This is a genomic window from Actinoplanes subtropicus, assembly GCF_000721705.1.
Classification (GTDB): domain Bacteria; phylum Actinomycetota; class Actinomycetes; order Mycobacteriales; family Micromonosporaceae; genus Actinoplanes; species Actinoplanes subtropicus.
Genome location: NZ_JOJL01000002.1, coordinates 53,017 through 73,102 on the forward strand (window position 1 = coordinate 53,017; position 20,086 = coordinate 73,102).

A 20,086-nucleotide genomic window follows, 5' to 3' on the forward strand; every position below is an offset into this window, starting at 1 on the left:
CATGTCGGATCTCGCCGAAGCTGTCCTGGCCGGCGCGCCCGCGGCGGAGTTGCTCGCCTGCCCGGTGCCGGACCGGATGCGCGCCGCGCACCTGCGCCGCGAGGACGTCGACCTGTTCGGCAGCGAGGAGGACCGGGACGTCCGCCGGTCGCTGCGGGTGGGTGAGGTGCCGGTGCCCGAGCTGGCGCCGGACGAGGTGCTGGTGGCCGTGCTGGCCTCCGGCATCAACTTCAACACGGTCTGGTCGGCCACCTTCCAGCCGGTGCCCACCTTCGCCTTCCTCGAGCGGTTCGGGCGGCAGAACGCCTGGGGCGCCCGGCACGACCAGCCGTACCACGTGATCGGCTCGGACGCCGCCGGCGTGGTGGTGCGGGTCGGTTCGGGCGTACGCCGGTGGTCGGTGGGGGACCGGGTGGTGGTCGCGCCGGCCTACGTGGACAGCGAGGACCCGATCACCCATCAGGACGCGATGACCGGCGACCAGCGGGCCTGGGGCTTCGAGACCAACTTCGGCGGACTGGCCGACTTCGCGGTCGTGAAGGCCACCCAGCTGCTGCCCAAGTCGCCGCATCTGACCTGGGAGGAGGCGGCCTCCACGACGTTGTGCGCGTCCACCGCGTACCGGATGCTGGTGAGCCCGCGCGGCGCGGTGATGAAGCAGGGCGACGTGGTGTTGATCTGGGGCGCCGCGGGTGGGCTCGGCGGCTTCGCGGTGCAGCTGGTGCTGGCCGGCGGCGGCATCCCGGTGGCCGTGGTCGGCTCCGACGCCAAGGCCGGCCTGCTGCGCCGGCTCGGCTGCCGGCACGTGATCAACCGCGCCCAGCTCTCCGGCGGGCTGCGGGAACAGGCCACCTGGCGGGAGATCGGCAAACAGATCCGGCGGGCGGTCGGCGAGGACCCGCACATCGTCTTCGAGTACACCGGCGCGGAGACCTTCGGCGCGTCGGTCTACCTCGCCCGCACCGGCGGCACGATCGTGACCTGCGGTTCCAGCAGCGGGTACGAGCACACCTACGACAACCGCTACCTGTGGATGCGGCTCAAGCGGATCGTCGGCAGCCACGGCGCCAACTACCAGGAAGCCTGGGAGGTCAACCGGCTGATCGCGCTCGGCCGGATCACCCCGACCCTGTCCGGCGTCTACCCGCTCGACGAGGTCGGCGAGGCCACTCGCGCGGTGCAGCTCAACCAGCACATCGGCAAGGTCGGCGTGCTGTGCCTCGCCCCGAAACCGGGCCTGGGCATCGACGACCCGGCCCGCCGGGACGAGGACCGGCTCGCGTTGTTCCACAAAGCTGAGTGAAGCGCGGCCTGTACGCCGTCGTCGTCGCCACCGCGTTCCTCACCATGCTGGACAACACCGTGGTGACGGTGGCGGCGCCGTCGATCGCCCGCGATCTCGGCGCGGCCCTCCCGCGGCTGGAGTGGGTGGCGAACGGCTACATGCTCGCGTACGCGGGCCTGCTGCTCCCCGGCGGACGCCTGGCCGATCGGCTCGGCGACCGCCGGGTGCTGCTCGGCGGGCTGGCCCTGTTCACCGCCGCGTCGCTGGCGGCCGGCCTGTCCCGGCACCTGCCCGCGCTGATCGCCGCCCGGGCCGCGCAGGGCGCCGGGGCGGCCCTGCTGGTCCCGGCCACCCTCGCGGTGGTGGCCACCCGCGGCGAGGCGGAGCGGATGCGCCTCGCCGCGGTGTGGACCGCCGCCGGCGCCGCCGCCCTGGCCGCCGGTCCGGTGGTCGGCGGCGCGGTGAGCCAGCACCTGAGCTGGCCGTGGATCTTCCTGCTGAACGTGCCGGTCGGCCTGGCCGCGCTCGCGATCGGCGCCCGCTGTCTCGATCCGGCCAAGCGCTCGCCGGCCCGCCTCGGCCGGCCGCCCGGCGGCCGGGTCTTCCTCGGCGCGGTCGCCGTGCAGGTGCTCTGGGGGCTCGGCGTCACCGGCGTCTATTTCCACACCGCGGTCTTCCTGCAGGACGTCCGAGGGTTCCGGCCGGTCGCGGCCGGGCTCGTCTTCCTGCCGGTGGCCGTAGCGGTGGTCCTCGGCGCGCCGGCGGCCGGGCCGCTGGTCCGGGGCCGGGGAGCGGCCCGCACGATCGCCGCGGGCCTGCTGCTGGTGGGCGGCGGGATCGGGGTGGTCGGCCTGTTCAGCACCAGCACGCCGGTGCTGCTGGGCGCGCTCGCCGTGATCGGCTTCGGCTCGGCGCTGACCGTGCCGCTCGCCGCGGTGGCGGTCGCCGCCGCGCCGCCGGAGCGGGCCGGGATCGCGGCCGGCGTCTTCGCGGTGGCCCGGGAGGGCTCCGGGGTGCTCGGCGTGGCCGGGATAGGCGCGGTGGTCACGGCCGGCGGCGGCTACCCGCTGGGGCTGGCCGCCGCGGCCGCTTTGGTGCTCGCCGGCGCGGCCATCGCCGCGCGGACGCTACCCGGCCCCGAGCGACGCGGCCAGGGCCGGCCAGGAGGCGTGCAGCTCGCGCTGCCAGTACGGCCAGGAGTGGGTGCCGTTCAGGTAGAGGTGGACGGTGGCGGGGATGCCGGCCTGCGCTAGCCGGGACGACATCTGGGAAGTGGTCGCGCCGATCGAGGCCTCGCCGAGCTGCAACAGGCTCCACGATCCGTTCGGGTCGAGGTCGCCGGGCAGCCCGGTGGTGCCGCTGGAGAAGTAGAGACCCGTGCCGCGCAGCTTGGTGGCGAGGCTGAGCGGGTTGTGCTGCACCCAGTTGGCGAACTGGAAGATCGGCGAGCCCCAGACCGCGAACGGGTCGTCCCCGTTCTGCGCCGTGTTGTTCATCAGCACCGGCTGCATCACCGGGTCGAACAGGTTGAGCGGCGCGCTGTACGCCGCCGCGAACTTGAACATGCCGGGGTGGCGTTCCGCGTACGTGATCGCCCCGGTCCCGCCCGAGGAGATGCCGGCGATGCTCCGGTCGGCACCCGCCCGGTAGCCGTCCTGCAGCACCTGCCACAGCTCGGTGAGGTGGAACGTCTCCCACCGCCCCGCGTTGGGCCCGCCGCCCGTGTTGTACCAGTCGGCGTAGTTGGCGTCCAGGCCGGCGTCCGGCATCACGATCAGCATCGGGGCGTTCGCGCTCAGCGCCTCGATGTCGGTCTCCCGGGTCCAGGAGGTGTAGTTGTCGTTGCCGCCGTGCAGCAGGTAGAGGACCGGCCAGGTGCGGGCGGCGGTCCGGGACCACCCGGCCGGCACCAGCAGCCGGACCGGGTAGTCCTTGTCGTTGGCGGGGGAGTGGACGGTGAGATCCACCTCGCGCGAGTCGAGCCAGTGCTCGGCCACGACCGCGGGCGCGGCGGCGTGCGCGGGAGTGCCGCCCAGCACCACCGCGATCGCCGCGACGAGGATCGCGCCGAGGGCCCGGGCCCGCATCAGCAGTTGCCCGTCGTGGACCTGCCGGCGAACCGGTCGGTCAGCCAGGACACCACGTCGCCGATCGCCTGGTTGTCGGCGAGCAGATGGTCGGCCGCGTACAGGTTCTGCTGGGTGGTCACCCCGCCCTGGCAATAGGCGGCGTGCACGGCATCCTCCACCGAGGTCGGGATCACCTCGTCGAGCAGCCCGTGATACTGCAAAACCGGAAACCCGATGGGGTACGCGGTACCCAGCCCCACGCCGAGTTTCTGCGCGTCCACGGCGCCGCCCCAGATCTGCATGAGCTGGTCGAGGGTGAGCCCGCCGACGGTCATGTTCTCCGTCTTCGCCCCGGCCCCGGCCGCTATCGTGCCGGTCAGGCAGAGCGTCTTCAGGTTGGCCACCAGCTGCTTGCCGGAGTCGTTCAGCAGCGAGTCGAACGGCAGGCTCGGATAGGCGATGTGCAGCCCGATCGTGGCGTCCACCGTGAACCCGGCGAACGCGCCGCCGTTCGAGGCGGCGGCCACCGCGCGCAGGTCCCCGGGCACGCCACCGGCGGCGGCGCCGGCGATCGACAGCTCCGGGGCGTACGAGGCGGCCAGTTGCGCCGACCACAGCGTCGCCGCGCCGCCCTGCGAGTAGCCCCAGAGCCCCACCTTCGCGGTGCTGCTGAGCCCCGATCCGGGCAGCCGGAACGCCGCCCGCACCCCGTCCAGCATGGCGTGCGCCGCGTTCGCGCCGACCATGTACGTGTGCGTCTGGCCGGTCAGGTAGCCGACGTCGTCGGTGGCCACCACCGCCCAGCCGGCCTTCAGGATCGCGGCGACCTGGTCGCCCTCGTACTCGTCCTGGTACGCGCCGGCCAACTGCTTCGAGAATGCGCACTGCGGCCCGAGCCCGAGCGTGCCGAAGTGGAACGAGACCACCGGCCGGCGGCCGGCGCCGGTCCACGGCGCGGTGGGCACGGCGACCGTCCCGGACACGGCGACCGGCTGGCCGCGCAGATCCGTCGAGACGTATTGGACCTGCCACGCGCTCATCGCGATGCCGCCCGGCACCTGCGTCAGGCTCACCGGCCGGCAGGCCAGCACGGTGCCCGGCGTCCCGGTCACCGTGGCCGGCGGGGTGTAGATCGCGCTCTGTGCTGCCGTGCAGCCGGTGACCGCCCCGTCCGCGGTCGCGGCCGGGACGACCGCCCCGGCCGTGGCGAGCACGCCGAGCGCCACCGCCGTGAATATTCGGCTCATCAAGTCCTCCGTCCTCCGCGGCCCGGGAACGGACGGCGGTGACGAAAGACTGCGCACCGGCGGCGGCCGGATCTACCGCCCCGGCTGACAACCCGGCCGGGCCGAACGCGCACTCCGGTGACTACTCACCAGGGCCGGCCCGGTCGGGCCAGGTGCTCGGAGAGCCAGTCGAACGCCGGGCCCTCCATCTGCCGCCACACCGTGTGGCTGTGGCCGCCGCGCGGCACCGCGGCGGTCACCACGGTGATCGGGGGCTTCGCCAGCGCGACGATGGCCCGCGAGCCGTCGCGGGCGCCGGTGTCGTCGTCCGCCCAGCCGATCCACAGTGCCACCGGCGGCAGCGGCAGGTGGCTGAGCCGCCACGCGACGTTGTTGGTGGTCCGCTCGCTCCGGTCGCCCACCTTGATCCCCGGCCCGGGAAAGCCGGACAGGCTCGCCGCCGCCGCGTACTGGCCGGGGTGCTTGAGGACGAGGTTCAGCGCGCAGAACGCGCCGGCCGAGTAGCCGGTCAGCGCCCAGGACGCGCGGTCGGTGCGGACCCTCAGGTGGCCGCGGGCCCAGGCGGGCACGTCCACGGTCAGGTACGTCTCGGCCTGCGGCCCGCCGACCAGGTTGGTGCACTCGGTGTCGAGCAGCCGCTGGGGTGTCTGGTACGGCAGCAGGACCACCGTGGGCGCCATCCGCCCGGCCGCGATCTCCCGGTCGAGATGGCCGGCGACGTCCAGCCGCCGGACCCACGACTCCGGGGTGCCGGGGTAGCCGTGCAACGCCTCGATCACCGGGAAGTCGAGTCGCAGCCCCTCCGGCGTGAAGTACGCCGCCGGCAGGTAGACGGTCATCGGCATGGTCATCCCGCTGGCCGGTCCGGGCACGGTGTAGGTGACGAGCCGTCCCTGGGCCGGCGAATGATCGGCGACCAGGCGGGGCGTGGGGTCCGGCGCGGCCTTCTCCCCGGCCAGCGCGGCCCAGCTGGGGTAGGTCTCGGTCAGCCGGTTGACCTCGAGCGCCGCCGTGGCCGTCACGCCGAGGACGACCGCCACGATCAGCGCGCCGCGGCCGGGCCGGCGGAGGCGGTCCCAGAGCAGCGCCAGTGCGGCGGTGGCCGCCAGCACCAGGCACCCACCGGCGATCAGGGCGCCGACCCCGTCGATGCTCATGTCGGGAGCTGTTGCGGCGGGGCGAGAGGAGCCGGGAGCAGCCGGGCGGCCGAGTCGAAGGCGGTCGCGGTGTGCCCGGCGACCACCGGGGGACGGCCGGGCCAGCCGGCGGCCAGCGAGCTCCACTGCGGATCGGTGAGCAGCACCAGCCCGTCGCCGGTGCGGGCGTCCCGGCGGAGCAGGCCGGGCAGCTCCGCCAGCGACGCCGCGGTGGTCCCGCGGGTCGGCTGGAGGATGAGGGTCAGCAGGCCGGTGGCCGACGCGGCCCGCCGGCGGGTCTCGGCCAGGCCGGCCGGGGTGGTCAGCGCCAGGACGACCGGGAAGGCACGGTCCCGGTGCTTGCCGTACTCCGGGCCGGTGACCAGCAGCGGCGCCGCGGCCAGGCGCCAGGCCGCGGCCCCCGGCGGCGACCAGGCGATCGTGCCGCCGGCGTCGAGCTCGTCGTCGAGCCGGCCGGGCGGCGCCGGCGGGGCGGCGACGACGTCCTCCGAGCCGCCGAGCGCCGACCAGGACGGGTAGAAGTTCTGCTGCCGGTTCACCACCAGCCCGATCTCCGCCACCAGCAGCAGCTCGATCGCGACCAGCCCGGCGACGCGCAGCGGTATCCGCTTGCGGCCACCCCACCGCCAGACCCGTACGGTGGCCGCCGCGGCGACGAGCGCCAAACCGCCGGTCAGCAGGATCAGCGGCAGGCCGGTCAGGCTCACGCCCCGGTCTCCACGCCTCCGCGGGACCGCGAGGCCGGCAGGAAGGCCTCGGCGCTGAGCGCGGCGATCGCGATCCGCGGCAGGTCGCGGGCCGAGGGGAAGCAGAGGAACCGCGGCTGCCAGTTCGGCAGGTACTTCGCGTTCGCCCGGTAGAGCGACTCGATCTGCCACAGCCGGGACGCCGCCTTCAGGATGCGCGACCAGAGCCGGATCACCGGGCCCGCGCCCAGCTCCTCGGCACGGGCGAACACCGAGCGCAGCACGGCGAAGTTGAGCGAGATCCGCTCGACGCCGAGGGCCGGCGCCGCCTCGATCGCGGAGACCACCATCAGCTCGGTCAACCCGTTGGGCGCGGTGCGGTCGCCGCGCATCAGGTCGAGCGACAACCCGCGGCGGCCCCACGGCACGAACTGCAGCAGGCCGCGCAGCTTCCCCTCCTCGTCGTGGCAGAGGACCAGCAGGCAGTCGCCGTCGGCCGGGTCGCCCAGCCGGGACAGCGCCATCGAGAAGCCCCGCTCGACCTTGCCGTCGCGCAGCTCGTTCGCACAGGCCACGGTCCCGGCGAACTGCTCGGCGGGCAGGTCGCGCTGCCGGATGACCTGGCACGAGTAGCCGGAACGCCGCATCCGCCCGACCGCCTGGCGCACCCCGCGCATCGCCCGGCCCTCCAGCGCGAAGCCGCCGACCTCCACAATGGCCTCGTCGCCCAGCTCGATCACGTCGAGGCCGGCCTTCTGGTACGCGCGCCCGCCCGCGGTGCCGCAGGCCAGCACGGCCGGCGTCCACCCGTGCCGGGCGCAGTCGCTCAGCCACTGCCCGATCGCCCGCGGCCACTCCGAGGGCAGCCCCAGCGGGTCGCCCGAGGCCAGGCTGACCCCATTGACGATCTTGTACGCCACGGCGGCCTTGCCGGACGGCGACCAGACCACCTGCTTGTCGTCGCGCAGGGCGAAGTAGCCGAGCGAGTCGCCGTCGCCGTGCTTGTCGACCAGCGCCCGCAGCCGCTCCCGATCGTCGGCCTCCCGCGTGCTCAGGCCGCTGCTCGGGCGCAGCAGCAGAAGGCCGGCCGAGGCGAACGCGAGCATGCCGAACGCCCCGGTCGTGAGCGTCACCGTCAGGCCGCCCACCGGGTACTGGAACTGGACCGGCCCGGTGACGCCGATCAGGCCGAGGGCGGCATGCTCCGCCCAGCGCAGCACGCCGGGCCGGCCGTCGAGCCGGTTGGCCCGGATCGCGATCTCGACGAAGCCCAGGACGAAGCCGGCGCCCAGGAACAGCGCGCAGGCCCGCACGGCCCGCCACCGGTTGCCCGGGTCGGTCTCGACGGTGAACTGATCGCGCTTGAGCACCAGCAGGGCGATAAGCACGCCGGCAAACACCAACGGTGCCAGGCCGCCCTTGACCAGGTGCAGGCCGACGCTGACCAGGGAGAGCACCAGCGCGAGCTGCCAGGCGCGGCGCTTGCCGCGGCGCAACCCGGCGCCCAGGTAGATCAGCAGGACCCCGATGACCGCGGTGGCGGCGCGGGCGGTGACCATGCCCGCGGTGGGCACCATGTCGGCCAGCAGCGAGAACCGGTGTTGCCGCATGGGCAGCACGGCGAACACGGTGCCGACCAGACCGACGAACTGCACCAGCCGGGCCACCGCCCGGCGCGTCGACGGCGGCTGCGTCCACCGGCGTACGCCCGTCTCACCCTCGTCCTTCGCGCCGCCCGGCGTCCGCTCCAACACCGTTGACCTACCCGGCTCCATCGATCTCTCCCCGTTCCCCCGGAAACCCACCGGTAGCATGACGCCTGTGTGCAAGGGGCAATCTGCCCGATCGCCCGTTGCTCACGCATCGGCCGGAAGTCGGCAACCTTTTTCGGGCACTACGACTTTGGGCCGAGCCGACTGGTTCCGCATCGGTCGGATTCTTCGCGGAGGGGCCGTTCGGCGGGGCCCACTCTGCGCGAAGCGAGGTGCCGGCGGCCGGGAGTCCCGAGCGAGTGGCACGAATGAAGGAGCTGGTTCAGGCCGCGGTACGCCGGGCGGCCTTCACGTCGTACATCGAAAGATCTGCCTCTTGCAGCAGATGCTGGGCGGTGCTCCCGGGGACGCACGGGGCGCTGCCGATGCTCACCCCGATCCGGACCACCCGCTCGCCGAGGACGTACGGCGCGCAGATCGCGTCGTGGATCCGACTGACCGCCTCGTCCAGCTCCGGGCCGGGCGCGAGGTCGTCGAGGAGCACCAGGAACTCGTCGCCGCCGTACCGCGCGGCCACGTCGCCGGCGCGCAGGCAGTCGCGCAGCCGGTCCGCGACGCCGACCAGCAGGTGGTCGCCGGTGTGGTGGCCGAGCGTGTCGTTGACGTGCTTGAACCCGTCGAGGTCGAGGAAGAGCACGACCGCCGGACCGTCGTACGCCAGCCGGTTCTCCAGCGTGCTGAGGAAGGCCGACCGGTTGGGCAGCCCGGTGAGCCGGTCCGACCGGGCCTCGCGCCGCAGCCGCTCCTCCTGGTCGCGCAGGTCGAGGGCGACGGTCAGCAGCGCGGCGCACTGGTTGACCAGCTCGCGCCCGTCGTCGACCCGGTTCTCCACCACGTCGACCAGGGCGAGCCAGCCGCGGTCGCTGTCGCCGACCTTCGCGCGTACGACGAAGACGGTCTCCCCGGGCGCGGCGGCGTCGAGCAGCTCCACCGGCGGGAACGAGGCGATCGCGGTCGGCCCGGCGGGGATCGGCGGCCCGGGATGCCGGCGCCACCCGGGCGTGCGGACCAGCTCGCCGTCCGGCCCGCGCAGCGCGATCGAGCCGGCCGTCGCGGGGGTCAGCCCGAGCCACGAGGGGTCCCGGGGCTCGACGTCGCGGCGGTGCAGCATGGCCATGCTGAGCGTGTAGTTGATGCTGATCAGCGACCGCAGGTGCAGGTGGTCGGCGAGCTGGACGCGGCTGTGCGACCGCCCGAGGGCCAGCATGATCGCCTGGACGCCGTGGCCGAGCCGCGCGATCGCCGGGGCCTCGGCGGCGGGCAGGTCGTCCGCGTACTCCTGGACCGCCCGGGAGATCACCCGGAGCGTCTCCAGGGTCGGGCTGGCGGCCAGCAGGTTCTGCAGCTCGTTCGCCGCGTCCCCGATGCCGGCGGGGTCGCCGGCGGCCGCCGCCAGCAGGGCGTCGGCGGTGGCCGTGGCCGCGTGCTCGGCGGCCTGGACGCCCCGCTCGGCGGCGTCGGCCTCGGCGGCCGGCAACACCTCGGCCAGGCGCCGGCCGAGGCGCCGTACGCCGTCCGGCTCGACCAGGTCCGGCAGCCGCTCCGCGAACGTCGTGCACCCGCAGGAGCTGCGCGGCACGAACCGGGTGGGCAGCAGGTACCGGCCCGGCCGGTCGGTACCCTCGAGCCGGCCGATCAGCAGGTCGACCGCGCGATGGCTCATCGCCTCCAGCGGCTGGCGGACGGTGGCCAGCTCGGGGCGGTGCAGGCTGGCCTCGTCGATGTTGTCGAACCCGGTCACCAGGATGTCGTCCGGGCAGCGCAGGCCGGCCGCCGCGAGCACCCGCAGGGCGGTGAACGCGTTCCGGTCGGTCGCCGCCACGAGCGCGTCGGGCCGTCCGTAGCGCAGCAGCTCCCGGGCGTCCCAGGTGACGCCGCTCTCGACGTTGTTCACCGCCGGCAGGAAGACCCCGGGCTCCAGGCCGTGCGCCCGGAGCACCTCGGCGTACGCCTCGTAGCGCTCCCGGATGTCGGTGGCGGCGACGTGTCCGGTGAAGGCGATCCGGCGGCAGCCGTGATCGCGGATCAGGTGGGTGACCACGGCCCGCATGCCGGCGGTGTTGTCCGGCAGCACGGCCGGCAGCTCGAGCCGGTCGATGGTGTGGCCGACCAGGACCACCGGCTTGCCGGCCTGGGCCAGCCGGGCCAGGTACTCGGGGCGGACGGCGTCGGCGAGCGCGACGAACCCGGCGATGTGGTCCCAGGAGACGGCCGCGTCGAAGCCCGGGTCGCCGCCGTGCACGGTCAGCTCGGCCGCGGCGTCCAGGGTCTGGATCGCGATGAGCCGCCGCCCGTGCGACCGGGCGGCCGCACCGACGCCGGCCACGAGGCTCCCGTAATAGGTGCCGCCGACGAACGGCGAGAGCACCCCGATCGCCCCGGCATCACGCATGCCCGCTCTATCGGACGACACGTGCCGCACCTGAACGAGTTATGCCGGGCGTCACTCGGGGGCGCGGTGCCGGCCACCGGCGGTGGGCTGCTCGACCGCCGGGCCGGCCGGCCGGTCGCCGCCGGGCTCCTCGTCGACTTCGCCAGGTGCCGGGCGGCCACCGGCGAACTCGTCGGTGCGCAGGCCCGACAGCCAGTCCTCCAGCTCGTCGGCCGGCCCTTGCGCGTCGGCAGCGGCCGGGCCGGACGGTGCGGGATCGTTGTCAGCGCTCATCACCCGAGCGTAGCGAGGCGGTGCGAGGCGCCGCGATCAGCCGACGGTGGCGCGTTCCGCCCCGATGGTGGTGTCGTCGCCGTGACCGGTGTGCACGACGGTGCCGGCGGGGAGCATGAGCAGCCTCGCGCGGATCGAGGCGACGATCACGCCGGCGTCCGAGTACGAGCGGCCGGTCGCGCCCGGCCCGCCCTGGAACAGCGTGTCACCGGTGAAGACACAGCCCAGGCCGGCGGAGTAGAGGCAGACCGCCCCGGGCGCGTGGCCGGGGGTGTGCAGGACGGTCAGCGCCGTGCCGCCCACCTCGATCCGGTCGCCGTCGGCGAGGTCGGTGTCCCAGGCCACATCGCCGCCGTGGGTCAGCTCCCAGAGCGGGCGGTCGTCGGGGTGCAGCAGGATCGGCGCGCCGGTGCGTTCGCGCAGGGCAGGAGCCACCCGTACGTGGTCGTCGTGGGCGTGCGTGCAGACGATGGCCCGGACGGTCCGGTCGCCGACCACCGCCATGATCGCGTCGACGTCGTGCGGCGCGTCGATCACCACGCACTCGGTGTCGTCGCCGACCACCCAGATGTTGTTGTCGACGTCGTACGTCTGACCGTCGAGGCTGAAGGTTCCCGAGACCACACCATGGTCGACCCGTACGGCCGTGTCCGGTTGCATGGTGCGATCTTAGGCTCTCTGGCTTTCGAGCTCCCGGAGCTTGGCGGCGACCCGGCCGGCGTCCGCGTGGCCGAGGTCGCTGAGGATGGCCAGCGCCTCGCGCAGGCCGGCCCGGGCGGCGTCGAGGTCGCCGTCCTCGGCCTGGGCCTCGGCCAGGTTGGCCTGGGTGTAGGCCTGGTAGAGGCGGTCGCTGAGCCGGCGGTAGATGGCCAGGGCGGTCCGGTAGCACTCGACCGCCCGCGTACGGTCGCCGCGTCCGCGGTGGATGAAGCCGAGGCTGTCCGAGGTGGAGGCCTGCCCCGGCGCGTCGTCGATGGTGACGAAGACCGTGTTCGCGTGCTCGCAGTGCGCCAGGGCCGCGTCGAACTCGCCGAGGTGGGCGTGGTACCAGCCGACCGCGTTGAGGGCGTGCGCCTCCATCCGGGAGTCCGTGCCCTGGTGCAGGCCGAGGGCGATCCGGGCATGCTCGAGTGCCTCGCGGTAGAGGCCCTGCCGCTCCAGGATGTTCCCGTACTGGAGTTCGGCGCGGGCCCGCTCGATCGGGTCGCCGTTCCGGGCGGCCAGCTCCGCGGCCCGCCGGGCGTGCTCGCCCGCCACCGACAGGCGATCCAGCCGCAGGTGGAAACGGCCGATCGTGGTTTCGATCTGGGGCAGGAGCGTGCGGTCGCTGACCCGGGCAGCGGCGGAGAGGGCGGGCAGCAGTTCGGGCCAGCGTCCCCGGAAGTCCAGGAACTCGACCAGCGACCAGGCCAGCGGCCACGCGTCGGCGTGGTGGCCGGGCGTGGTGACGGTCCGCTGGACGGCGGCGAGCAGCACCGGATATTCGGCCGCCAGCCACTCGGTCGCCTCGCCGGAGTCGTGCAGCTCCGTCCGCACCGTTCCGGCCGGTGGGACGGGCAGGGCGAGCGGGTCCCGGCCCGCGTTGAGCAGCCGGGCCGCCCGGTGGGCGGTGTGCACGTAGTGGGCGAACATGCGGCCGGTGGCGGCGACGGCTTCCGGTTCGCCGTCGGCCTCGTTCGCCAATTCCCCGGCGTACGCCCGGAGAAGGTCATGAAACGCAAAGCGGCCGGCGGCGTGCTCGTGGATCAGATGCGTGCGCACCAACTCGGCCAGCAGCGTCCTGGTCCGGGTCGGCGGGAGGCCGGCGATGCTGGCCGCGGCCGGCAGCGCGAGATCGGGGCCGGGATGCAGGCCCAGCAGCCGGAACAGCCGGGCCGACTCCGGCGGCAGCGCCCGGTAGGACCAGGAGAAGACGGCGCGGATGTCGGTGACCGGATCGCCGGTCTGCAGCGCGTCCAGCGGCTGCGCGTCGTCGAGTTCGGCGGCGAGCGCGGCCAGCGGCAGGTGCGGCTGGTAGGCGGCCCGGGCCGCGACGATCACCAGGGCCAGCGGCAGCCCGGCGCACCGGTCGACGATCCGGGTGACGACCGCCGGCTCGCGGGCGGCCCGATCGCCGGCCAGGCGCCGGACCAGCAGATCCCGCGCGTCGGCCGGCGACAGCAGCCCGAGCAGGAGGCTCCGGGCCCGGTGCGTGACGGACAGTCCGGCCAGCTGGGTACGGCTGGTGACCACGGCGACGCAGCCGGGCGTGCCGGGCAGCAGCGGCCGGATCTGCTCGCTGTCCCGGGCGTTGTCCAGCACGATCAGGACCCGCTTGCCGGCGAGCAGGCTGCGGTAGAGGGCGGCCTGGGCGTCGAGGCTCAGCGGCACGCGGTCGTCGCTCACGCCCAGCGCATGGAGGAAGCCCCGCACCGCCGCGGCCGGGTCCATCGCGTCGCCGCCCGGGTCGAAGCCGCGGAGGTTCACGTAGAGCTGGCCGTCCGGGAAGGCCGCCGCGACCCGGTGCGCCCAGTGCACGGCCAGCGCGGTCTTGCCTACCCCGGCGGCGCCGGAGATGGCGACGACATCCACCTCCGCCGGCCGGGCGACCGCGTCGAGCTGGGCGAGCTGATCCTGCCGGCCGGTGAAGGACCGGGGCGGCGCCGGCAGCTGGCGGGGCGGGGGCGCGGCGCGCCGCGTTTGGCCGGGCGCGGCGAGGCCCAGCGCCGGCGAGGCCGCGAGGATCTGCCGGTGCAGGTCGCGCAGCGCCGGCCCGGGGTCGATGCCGAGCTCCTCGGCCAGCTGGGATCTGGTCCGCCGGTAGTGCTCCAGCGCGTCGGCCTGCCGGCCGGAGCGGTACAGGGCGAGCATGAGCTGGCCGGCGAGGCGTTCGTCCAGCGGGCGGGCGGCGGCCCGGGCGGACAGCTCCGGCACGAGGTCGCGGTGCCGGCCGCGGCGCAGCTCGAGGTCGTTGCGGTCGAGCTCGGCGGCGATCCGCCGGTCGGTCGCCGCGCTGCGCACGCCCTCCAGCCAGGGCAGGTCCAGGCCGGCGAAGGCCTCCCCGCGCCACAGCGCGAGAGCCTGGGTGAACAGGCCGGCCGCGACCTCCGCGTCGCCGGTGGCGCGGGCCCGGGCGGTCAGGTCGTCGAACAGGTCCAGGTCCACGGCCAGCGCCTCGACGGCGAGCAGATATCCGCCCGAGCGCCGGACGACCGTATTGTCCGGCCCGTCCGCCAGGACCCGGCGCAGCCGCGACACGTAGTTGTACAGGGCGCCGCGCGCTCCCTGCGGCGGCCGGTCCGCCCAGACGCGCTCGACCAGCCGGTCGACCGGGACCACGTGGTTGGCGTCGACCAGCAGCGCGAGCAGGACGTCTCGCTGCCGGGCGTGGCCGACGTCCACGCGACGGCCCCCGACGAGCACCTCGACGTCGCCGAGCACCCGGAACTCAACCCTCACGGCGGCCTCCCGGCACGGAGTCTTCTCGGCGCGTACGGGCGCCCGCCAGGCCTTTACAGATTCACGACAGGTTCCCGTGTGGTCGTCCCGGCACAGTCGCGTCCGTCGATACGCACAGGATGAGAGGCGACATGGCGATTTCCCGTCGGGGGTTCCTGGTAGCGGCCGGGGCCAGCGTGGCGGCAACGGTCCTGGACGTCGCGTGGGCGGAGGCCGAGCCGGCGGCCGCGGCCGGCTCCGCGCTGACCACACTGGACGGCACGGTCGTGCTGGGCGCGCCGGACCCGGCCAACGGCAACTACCGCAGGATCCAGACCGAGCTCGGCCCGGGCGAGCAGTTCGTCGTCCGCTCCGACCTGACCATCGTGACCAGCGCGCCGGTGACCAACGTGGTGGCGGCGTTCGCGCAGATGACCGACTTGCACATCGTGGACGACCAGTCGCCGCTGCGGGTGGAGTTCCTCGACGCGTACGCCAACCCGGGGCCGCCGCACTTCGCGACGTACCCGACCGCCGCGTCGTACCGCCCGCAGGAGTCGATGTCGACTCAGGTGGTCGACGCGATGTGCCGGGCCATCCGCAAGGCCGGCCACGGTCCGAAGACCCTGCTGCCGCTGGCTTTCACGATCGTCACCGGCGATGCGGTGGACAACTGCCAGTACAACGAGGTCCGCTGGTACATCAACCTGCTGGACGGGGTGAGTATCACCCCGAACTCCGGCCTGAGCCGGGCGTACGACACCAGCGTCACCAGCGACGGCTTCACCATGGACATCAACTACTGGCACCCCTCGATGAGGCAGTTCGAGCTCACCAACACCCGGGGACCGGGGCTGGATCTGTACTTCCAGGGCGGTTTCCCGGATGTGCTCAACCTGCCGTACCAGGCGCGCCGGACGTTCCAGGCCACCGGGTTGGGCATGCCGTGGTACGCGGCGTATGGCAACCACGACGCATTGGTCCAGGGCAACCTGCCGATCGGCTACGACCTGTTCGGGCTCAACGTCGAGGACCTCGCGACCGGAAACTTCAAGCCCAGCATGATTCTCGGTATCCCGGACACGCTCACCTCCAGTGCCGGCGACATCTACGACCTGGCCACCGCGGGCATCTTCCACGACATGAGCGGGCTGCAGGTGCCGGCGGACCCGGACCGTCGCCTGCTCGGCCGGGGCCAGTTCGTCCAGGAGCACTTCACCACCGCGGGCCTCCCGGTCGGGCACGGCTTCAGCCGCGGCACCGACCGGGCCTACTACGTGATCCCGGACGCGCAGTACGACCAGGTCCGCCACATCGTGCTGGACACCTCGTACACCGGCGGTGGCCCGAACGGCTGGCTGGATGACGGCCAGTTCGGCTGGCTGGAGTCGTTGCTGAAGGCGAACAGCTCGCGGTACCTCAATGTCGCCTCGGACGGCGAGCACACGCTCGTCACCCAGCCCGGCGTCGTGGACAAGCTGTTCGTCATCTACTCCCACCACACCTCCGGCACCATGGGCAACCCGCTCGCCATGCACCTGGAGAACAACGCGCACAGCGGCACCGACCTGACGAACCTGCTGCTGCGCTTCCCGAACGTGGTCCTGTGGGTGAACGGGCACAACCACAAGAACAAGATCGTCTCCCACCTGAGCGGGTTCGTCGCGCAGACCGGGTTCTGGGAGGTGACCACCGCCTCGCACATCGACTGGCCGTACCAGAGCCGGATCCTGGAGATCACCGAGGGCGACGGCACGCTGTCGGTGTTCACCACGATGGTGGACATCGACGCCCCGCTGGACTGGCGCGGCCTGGACCTCAACGCGCCGGCGACGCTGGCCGCGCTGTCCCGCGAGATCGCCGCGAACGACCTGCAACAGCGCGGCACCGGGGTGGTCGACCGGCCGGGGTCACCGCAGGACCGCAACACCCAACTGCTGGTGCCCGCACCGTTCGCGTTCGCGCCCGCGCTGCGCGCCCGGACCACCACGCCGATCACGGCGGTGGCCCGCAATGCCGACCGGATCGATGTGTTCGCCGCCCGGTACGACGGCGCGACGATGGCGAACTGGTGGAGCGCCGGCACGGGCGCCTGGGCCGGCTGGTCGCAGATCGGCGGCGGCTTCGCCAACGGCGGCGGTCCGGGTTCGCCGATCACCTCGGTGCACCGCGCCGGCGGTACCCGGGTCGAGGTGTTCACGGTCGGCGACGGCGACCGGGTCTACACCTCCGCGAACGAGGCGGGACAGGCCTGGACCGGGTGGTCCGAGGTCCCCGGCGGGCTGATCTGCCGGCCTGGGTCCACGGTCACCGCCATCTCCCGCTCGCCCGACAAGATCGACCTGTTCACCACCGCGGCGAACGGCGCCATCATGTCCACCTGGTGGAACACCGCCGGCGGCTGGCCCGGCTACTGGTTCCAGGTCTCCGGCGGCACCGCAGCCGCCGGCGCCACGGTGACCGCGATCGCCCGCTCCGCCAACCACATCGATGTCTTCGTGGTCGGGGACGGCAACGTCGTCTGGAGCAACTTCTGGGACGGAGCAACCGGCTGGTACGGCTGGTTCAAGGTCCCCGGGACCCCGGTCTGCCGGCCCGATTCGGCCGTCACGGTCATCGCCCGCGACCCCGACAAGCTGGACCTGTTCACCGTCGCCTCGAACGGCGCGATCATGTCCACCTGGTGGAACAGCAGCGGCGGCTGGCCGGGCTCGTGGTTCCAGGTGTCGGGCGGCTTCGCCGCGCCCGGCTCGCAGGTGAGCGCGGTCGCCCGCTCCGCCACCCACATCGACCTGTTCACGGTCGGCGCGAACGGCCAGGCGGAAAGCACGTTCTGGGACGTCTCGAGCGGCTGGTACGGCTGGTTCCCGCTGGGCCAGCGGTCGTTCCCGGGCAGCCAGGTCGCGGTCGTCTGCCGTACGCCCGGCACCATCGACGTGTTCTCGGTGAGCGCCGGCGGCGCCGACCCGCTGCCCAGCGGCGGCCGATCCGTCGCCGGGGTGGTCAACTCCCGGTGGCCGGTCAACGGGACGTGGCCGGTGGCCTGGTCCACGGTGAAGAACGGCGCCGACGCCTTCCCGCCGCCGGTGATCGTGCCGAACCTGGTCGGCAAGGACACCCAGACGGCGCTCAGCATGATCGGCGACCTCGGCCTGAACGCGCGCGTCGACGCGAACCTGACCAAGGACTGCAACGACCCGGCGGACGTGGTGATCAAGCAGAGCCCGACACCGGGCGCCTACAACCTGCCGCCCGGCTCGACGATCGCCATCACCGTCCCCAACCACCTCGGCTGCCCGCCGGACAACAAGTAAAGACATCTCTCCACACGGCGGCGGCACGCGAGGGGGCGTGCCGCCGCCTCCACGTCCACCGAGGCGACCCGTGCCACCATGCCGACCTCGCCGCGGCGAACGTCCTGGCCGTGCTCGACGGGCGGGACGCGCCGACCCCGATACCCGGGACGGCGCCGTGCGGCTTTCAAGGCGCGCGCCGCCAAGGAGGAGAGCAGTTCGGGACCATCGTCGGCGAGGCGGCCGTCGCCTGGATGTTGACCCGGCACGAGCCCGGGGTCACGCCGTGCTCGTAGAGGAAGAACGACCGCTTCGCCGAGTTCTCGATCGCGGTGACGGTGAGCAGGCACGGCCCGGCGTGCACGCCGGGGGTCGACGGCCATCGCGTGCGCTGGCCGAGCAGTTGGACGATCACCCGTAGCGACCCCGTGCCGGCCAGATCCATCGATTCATCGTCCTGCCGGCCGGCGAGTGGTACTCCAGCGGGAGTAAGAGGTCGCCTTCCTCCGGCGTACGCGGCACCGGCCGTCGACGCCGTAGGCTCGGCGGCATGAGCGGCGTGGCCGGGCCGGTAGCGGGGCCACCGAAGTGGTGGCCCTCCGGTCCGTTGTGGGACTGGCTCGGGGTCACCACGGCGACGCTGCTGATCCTGTTCGGTTCGCTGGGCGAGTCCTACCCCGGCAACCCGTCGCACGCCCTTCCGCCCGGTGCCCACCCACCGCCCTGGCCCGCCTACCTGCTGGTCACGGCGGCCGGGATAGCGCTGGCCTGGCGCCGGCGGTGGCCGCCGGCGGTGCTCGCGCTCACGGTCGCGCTGACCTCGGCGTACTCCATGCTGGGTTTTGTCTACGGCGCCGCGCTGATCGCGCCCACGATCGCCCTCTATTCGGTGGTCGTGGCGGGCGGCCTCCGCCGGGCGGTGCTGCCGGCCGTCGTCACGATCGTCGTGCTCACCCTGGCCGGCGGCATCCTGGGGCCGTACCGGTCGTTCGGCGGCGCGGCGACCGTCGCGCCGTTCGAGCTGCTCGTCGCGGTGGGGCTGGGGCTGGCGGCGGCGAACCGCAAGGCGTACCTGGCCGAGGCGCACGACCGGGCCCGGGAGGCCGAGCGCGGCCGCGAGGAGGAGGCCCGCCGCCGGGTCGACGCGGAGCGGCTGCGCATCGCCCGCGAGCTGCACGACGTGGTGGCCCACACGATGGCGACGATCAGCGTGCAGGCCGCGGCGGCCGCGCACGTGCTGACGGACCCGCCCAGGGAGGCCGCCGAGGCGATCGCCGCGATCCGGACCGCGAGCAAGGACGGGCTGCGCGAGCTGCGCACGATCCTCAACGTGCTGCGCCAGGCCGACGACCGGGACCCGGTCCACCCGACGCCCGGGCTCGACGACCTGGACGTGCTGGTCGGCACGGTCCGGCGGGCGGGCGTGCCGGTTACCCTCTCGGCGCCCGTGCCGGCGCCGCCCCGAGCCGCGGCGGTGGATGTGGCGGCGTACCGGATCATCCAGGAGTCCCTGACCAACGTGCTGCGCCACGCCGGGCCGGCCACGGCGGCCGTGACACTCGCGGTCGAGGACGGCCACCTGGTCATCGACGTGGTCGACACCGGCGTGGGGGTGGCCGGCCGGCCGACCGGGCACGGGCTGAACGGCATGCGGGAACGCGCCGGCTCGATCGGCGGCACCTTTCACGCCGGACCGGGCGCCCAGGGCGGCTTCGCCGTCCACGCGACCCTCCCGCTCGACGGGCCGGTTTCATGATCCGGGTGGTGCTCGCCGACGACCAGGCGCTGATCCGGGCCGGTTTCCGGGTGCTGCTGACCGGCGTCGACGGCATCGAGGTGGTCGGCGAGGCGGCCGACGGGGCGCAGGCCGTGCGGGTCGCCCGGGACAGCCGCGCCGACGTCGTGCTGATGGACATCCGGATGCCCGGCGTGGACGGCCTGGAGGCGACCCGGCGCATCGGCGCGGACGAGGATCTGGCCGGCGTGCGGGTGCTCGTGCTGACCACGTACGAGTCGGACGAGTACGTCTACCAGGCCCTGCAGTACGGCGCGAGCGGCTTCCTGGTGAAGGACATCGAGCCCGGCGACCTGGTGCACGCCATCCGGGTCGTCGCGCGCGGCGACGCGCTGCTCTCGCCCGGCATCACCCGCCGCCTGATCGCCGATCTGGTCCGGCGTCCCCGGCCGAACACCACCAAGCCGCAGGCGCTGGCCGCCCTCACCGAGCGGGAGCGCGACGTCCTGGCCCGGGTCGCCGGCGGCCTCTCCAACGACGAGATCGCCGCCCTGCTGCACCTCAGCCCGCTCACCGTGAAGACCCACGTCAGCCGGATGATGTCGAAGCTGGCGGTGCGTGACCGGGCGCAGTTGGTCGTGCTGGCGTACGAGAGCGGGCTGGTGATCCCCGGTACTCCCGCGGAGTGACATCCCCCGCGGTAGGCGCCGCCGCAAGTGCCTTCCGCAGCCGGACTCGGGTGGCGCACCCCGGGCGCGAC

Annotated in this window: 14 protein-coding genes and 1 pseudogene; 5 read left to right on the forward strand and 10 right to left on the reverse strand. The window is 73.8% G+C overall.

The genetic code is table 11. The features are described from left to right. Window position 1 precedes the first annotated feature (1 nt). Complete coding sequence (gene ccrA, locus IH26_RS0102315) at window positions 2-1,303, forward strand: crotonyl-CoA carboxylase/reductase (RefSeq protein WP_034213375.1); 1,302 nt, start codon at window positions 2-4, stop codon at window positions 1,301-1,303. Further along, window positions 1,300-2,295, forward strand: a pseudogene (locus IH26_RS57475) (MFS transporter); the annotation flags it as partial. The gene ccrA and the pseudogene IH26_RS57475, both read left to right, overlap by 4 nt. A 117-nt stretch (window positions 2,296-2,412) precedes the next feature. On the opposite strand, the gene IH26_RS62580 reads toward IH26_RS57475, so the two are convergent. The 9 genes from IH26_RS62580 to IH26_RS59400 form a co-directional block, all read right to left on the reverse strand. Beyond that, the gene (locus tag IH26_RS62580) at window positions 2,413-3,372 is read right to left on the reverse strand and encodes an alpha/beta hydrolase (RefSeq protein ID WP_030434413.1); all 960 of its coding nucleotides are present in this window, start codon (window positions 3,370-3,372) and stop codon (window positions 2,413-2,415) included. Beyond that, window positions 3,372-4,601 carry a lipase family protein gene (locus IH26_RS0102330; RefSeq protein ID WP_030434414.1) on the reverse strand — a complete coding sequence of 410 codons (1,230 nt, stop codon included), beginning with the start codon at window positions 4,599-4,601 and terminating at the stop codon, window positions 3,372-3,374. Before IH26_RS0102330 ends, IH26_RS62580 begins: the two co-directional genes overlap by 1 nt. Before the next feature lie 125 nt (window positions 4,602-4,726). Then, window positions 4,727-5,758, reverse strand: a complete 1,032-nt coding sequence (locus IH26_RS0102335; RefSeq protein WP_030434415.1) for an alpha/beta hydrolase — start codon at window positions 5,756-5,758, stop codon at window positions 4,727-4,729. Continuing rightward, window positions 5,755-6,465 (reverse strand): hypothetical protein, encoded by a 711-nt coding sequence (locus IH26_RS0102340; protein WP_051807297.1) that lies wholly within the window; start codon window positions 6,463-6,465, stop codon window positions 5,755-5,757. Before IH26_RS0102340 ends, IH26_RS0102335 begins: the two co-directional genes overlap by 4 nt. Beyond that, entirely contained in the window at window positions 6,462-8,219 is a 1,758-nt protein-coding gene (locus tag IH26_RS0102345) for a phosphatidylglycerol lysyltransferase domain-containing protein (RefSeq protein ID WP_084598562.1), read from the reverse strand. The genes IH26_RS0102340 and IH26_RS0102345 overlap by 4 nt, the downstream gene beginning before the upstream one ends. A gap of 259 nt (window positions 8,220-8,478) precedes the next feature. Further along, window positions 8,479-10,608: a substrate-binding and GGDEF domain-containing protein gene (locus tag IH26_RS63765; protein ID WP_030434418.1), complete on the reverse strand. Its 2,130-nt coding sequence runs from the start codon at window positions 10,606-10,608 to the stop codon at window positions 8,479-8,481. Window positions 10,609-10,659: 51 nt separating this feature from the next. Continuing rightward, window positions 10,660-10,881, reverse strand: a complete 222-nt coding sequence (locus tag IH26_RS0102355; protein WP_030434419.1) for a hypothetical protein — start codon at window positions 10,879-10,881, stop codon at window positions 10,660-10,662. A 36-nt stretch (window positions 10,882-10,917) separates the two neighbouring features. Then, window positions 10,918-11,541, reverse strand: coding sequence for an MBL fold metallo-hydrolase (locus tag IH26_RS0102360; RefSeq protein WP_030434420.1), 624 nt, complete (start codon window positions 11,539-11,541; stop codon window positions 10,918-10,920). A 9-nt stretch (window positions 11,542-11,550) separates the two neighbouring features. After that, the gene (locus tag IH26_RS59400; protein WP_030434421.1) at window positions 11,551-14,319 is read right to left on the reverse strand and encodes an AfsR/SARP family transcriptional regulator; all 2,769 of its coding nucleotides are present in this window, start codon (window positions 14,317-14,319) and stop codon (window positions 11,551-11,553) included. A gap of 131 nt (window positions 14,320-14,450) precedes the next feature. Here IH26_RS59400 and IH26_RS55360 point away from each other — a divergent pair, with 131 nt between their 5' ends. Further along, window positions 14,451-17,612, forward strand: a complete 3,162-nt coding sequence (locus IH26_RS55360) for a TIGR03767 family metallophosphoesterase (RefSeq protein ID WP_051807300.1) — start codon at window positions 14,451-14,453, stop codon at window positions 17,610-17,612. Window positions 17,613-17,778: 166 nt separating this feature from the next. On the opposite strand, the gene IH26_RS61950 is transcribed toward IH26_RS55360, so the two are convergent. Then, window positions 17,779-18,036: a hypothetical protein gene (locus IH26_RS61950; RefSeq protein WP_030434422.1), complete on the reverse strand. Its 258-nt coding sequence runs from the start codon at window positions 18,034-18,036 to the stop codon at window positions 17,779-17,781. Between the two features lie 105 nt (window positions 18,037-18,141). Between IH26_RS61950 and IH26_RS0102385 the strand changes: the two genes are divergently transcribed. Together IH26_RS0102385 and IH26_RS0102390 are read left to right on the forward strand one after the other, a co-directional pair. Next, window positions 18,142-19,347 carry a sensor histidine kinase gene (locus IH26_RS0102385; protein WP_157436996.1) on the forward strand — a complete coding sequence of 402 codons (1,206 nt, stop codon included), beginning with the start codon at window positions 18,142-18,144 and terminating at the stop codon, window positions 19,345-19,347. Then, window positions 19,344-20,015: a response regulator gene (locus tag IH26_RS0102390; RefSeq protein ID WP_030434424.1), complete on the forward strand. Its 672-nt coding sequence runs from the start codon at window positions 19,344-19,346 to the stop codon at window positions 20,013-20,015. The genes IH26_RS0102385 and IH26_RS0102390 overlap by 4 nt, the downstream gene beginning before the upstream one ends. Window positions 20,016-20,086: the final 71 nt, after the last annotated feature.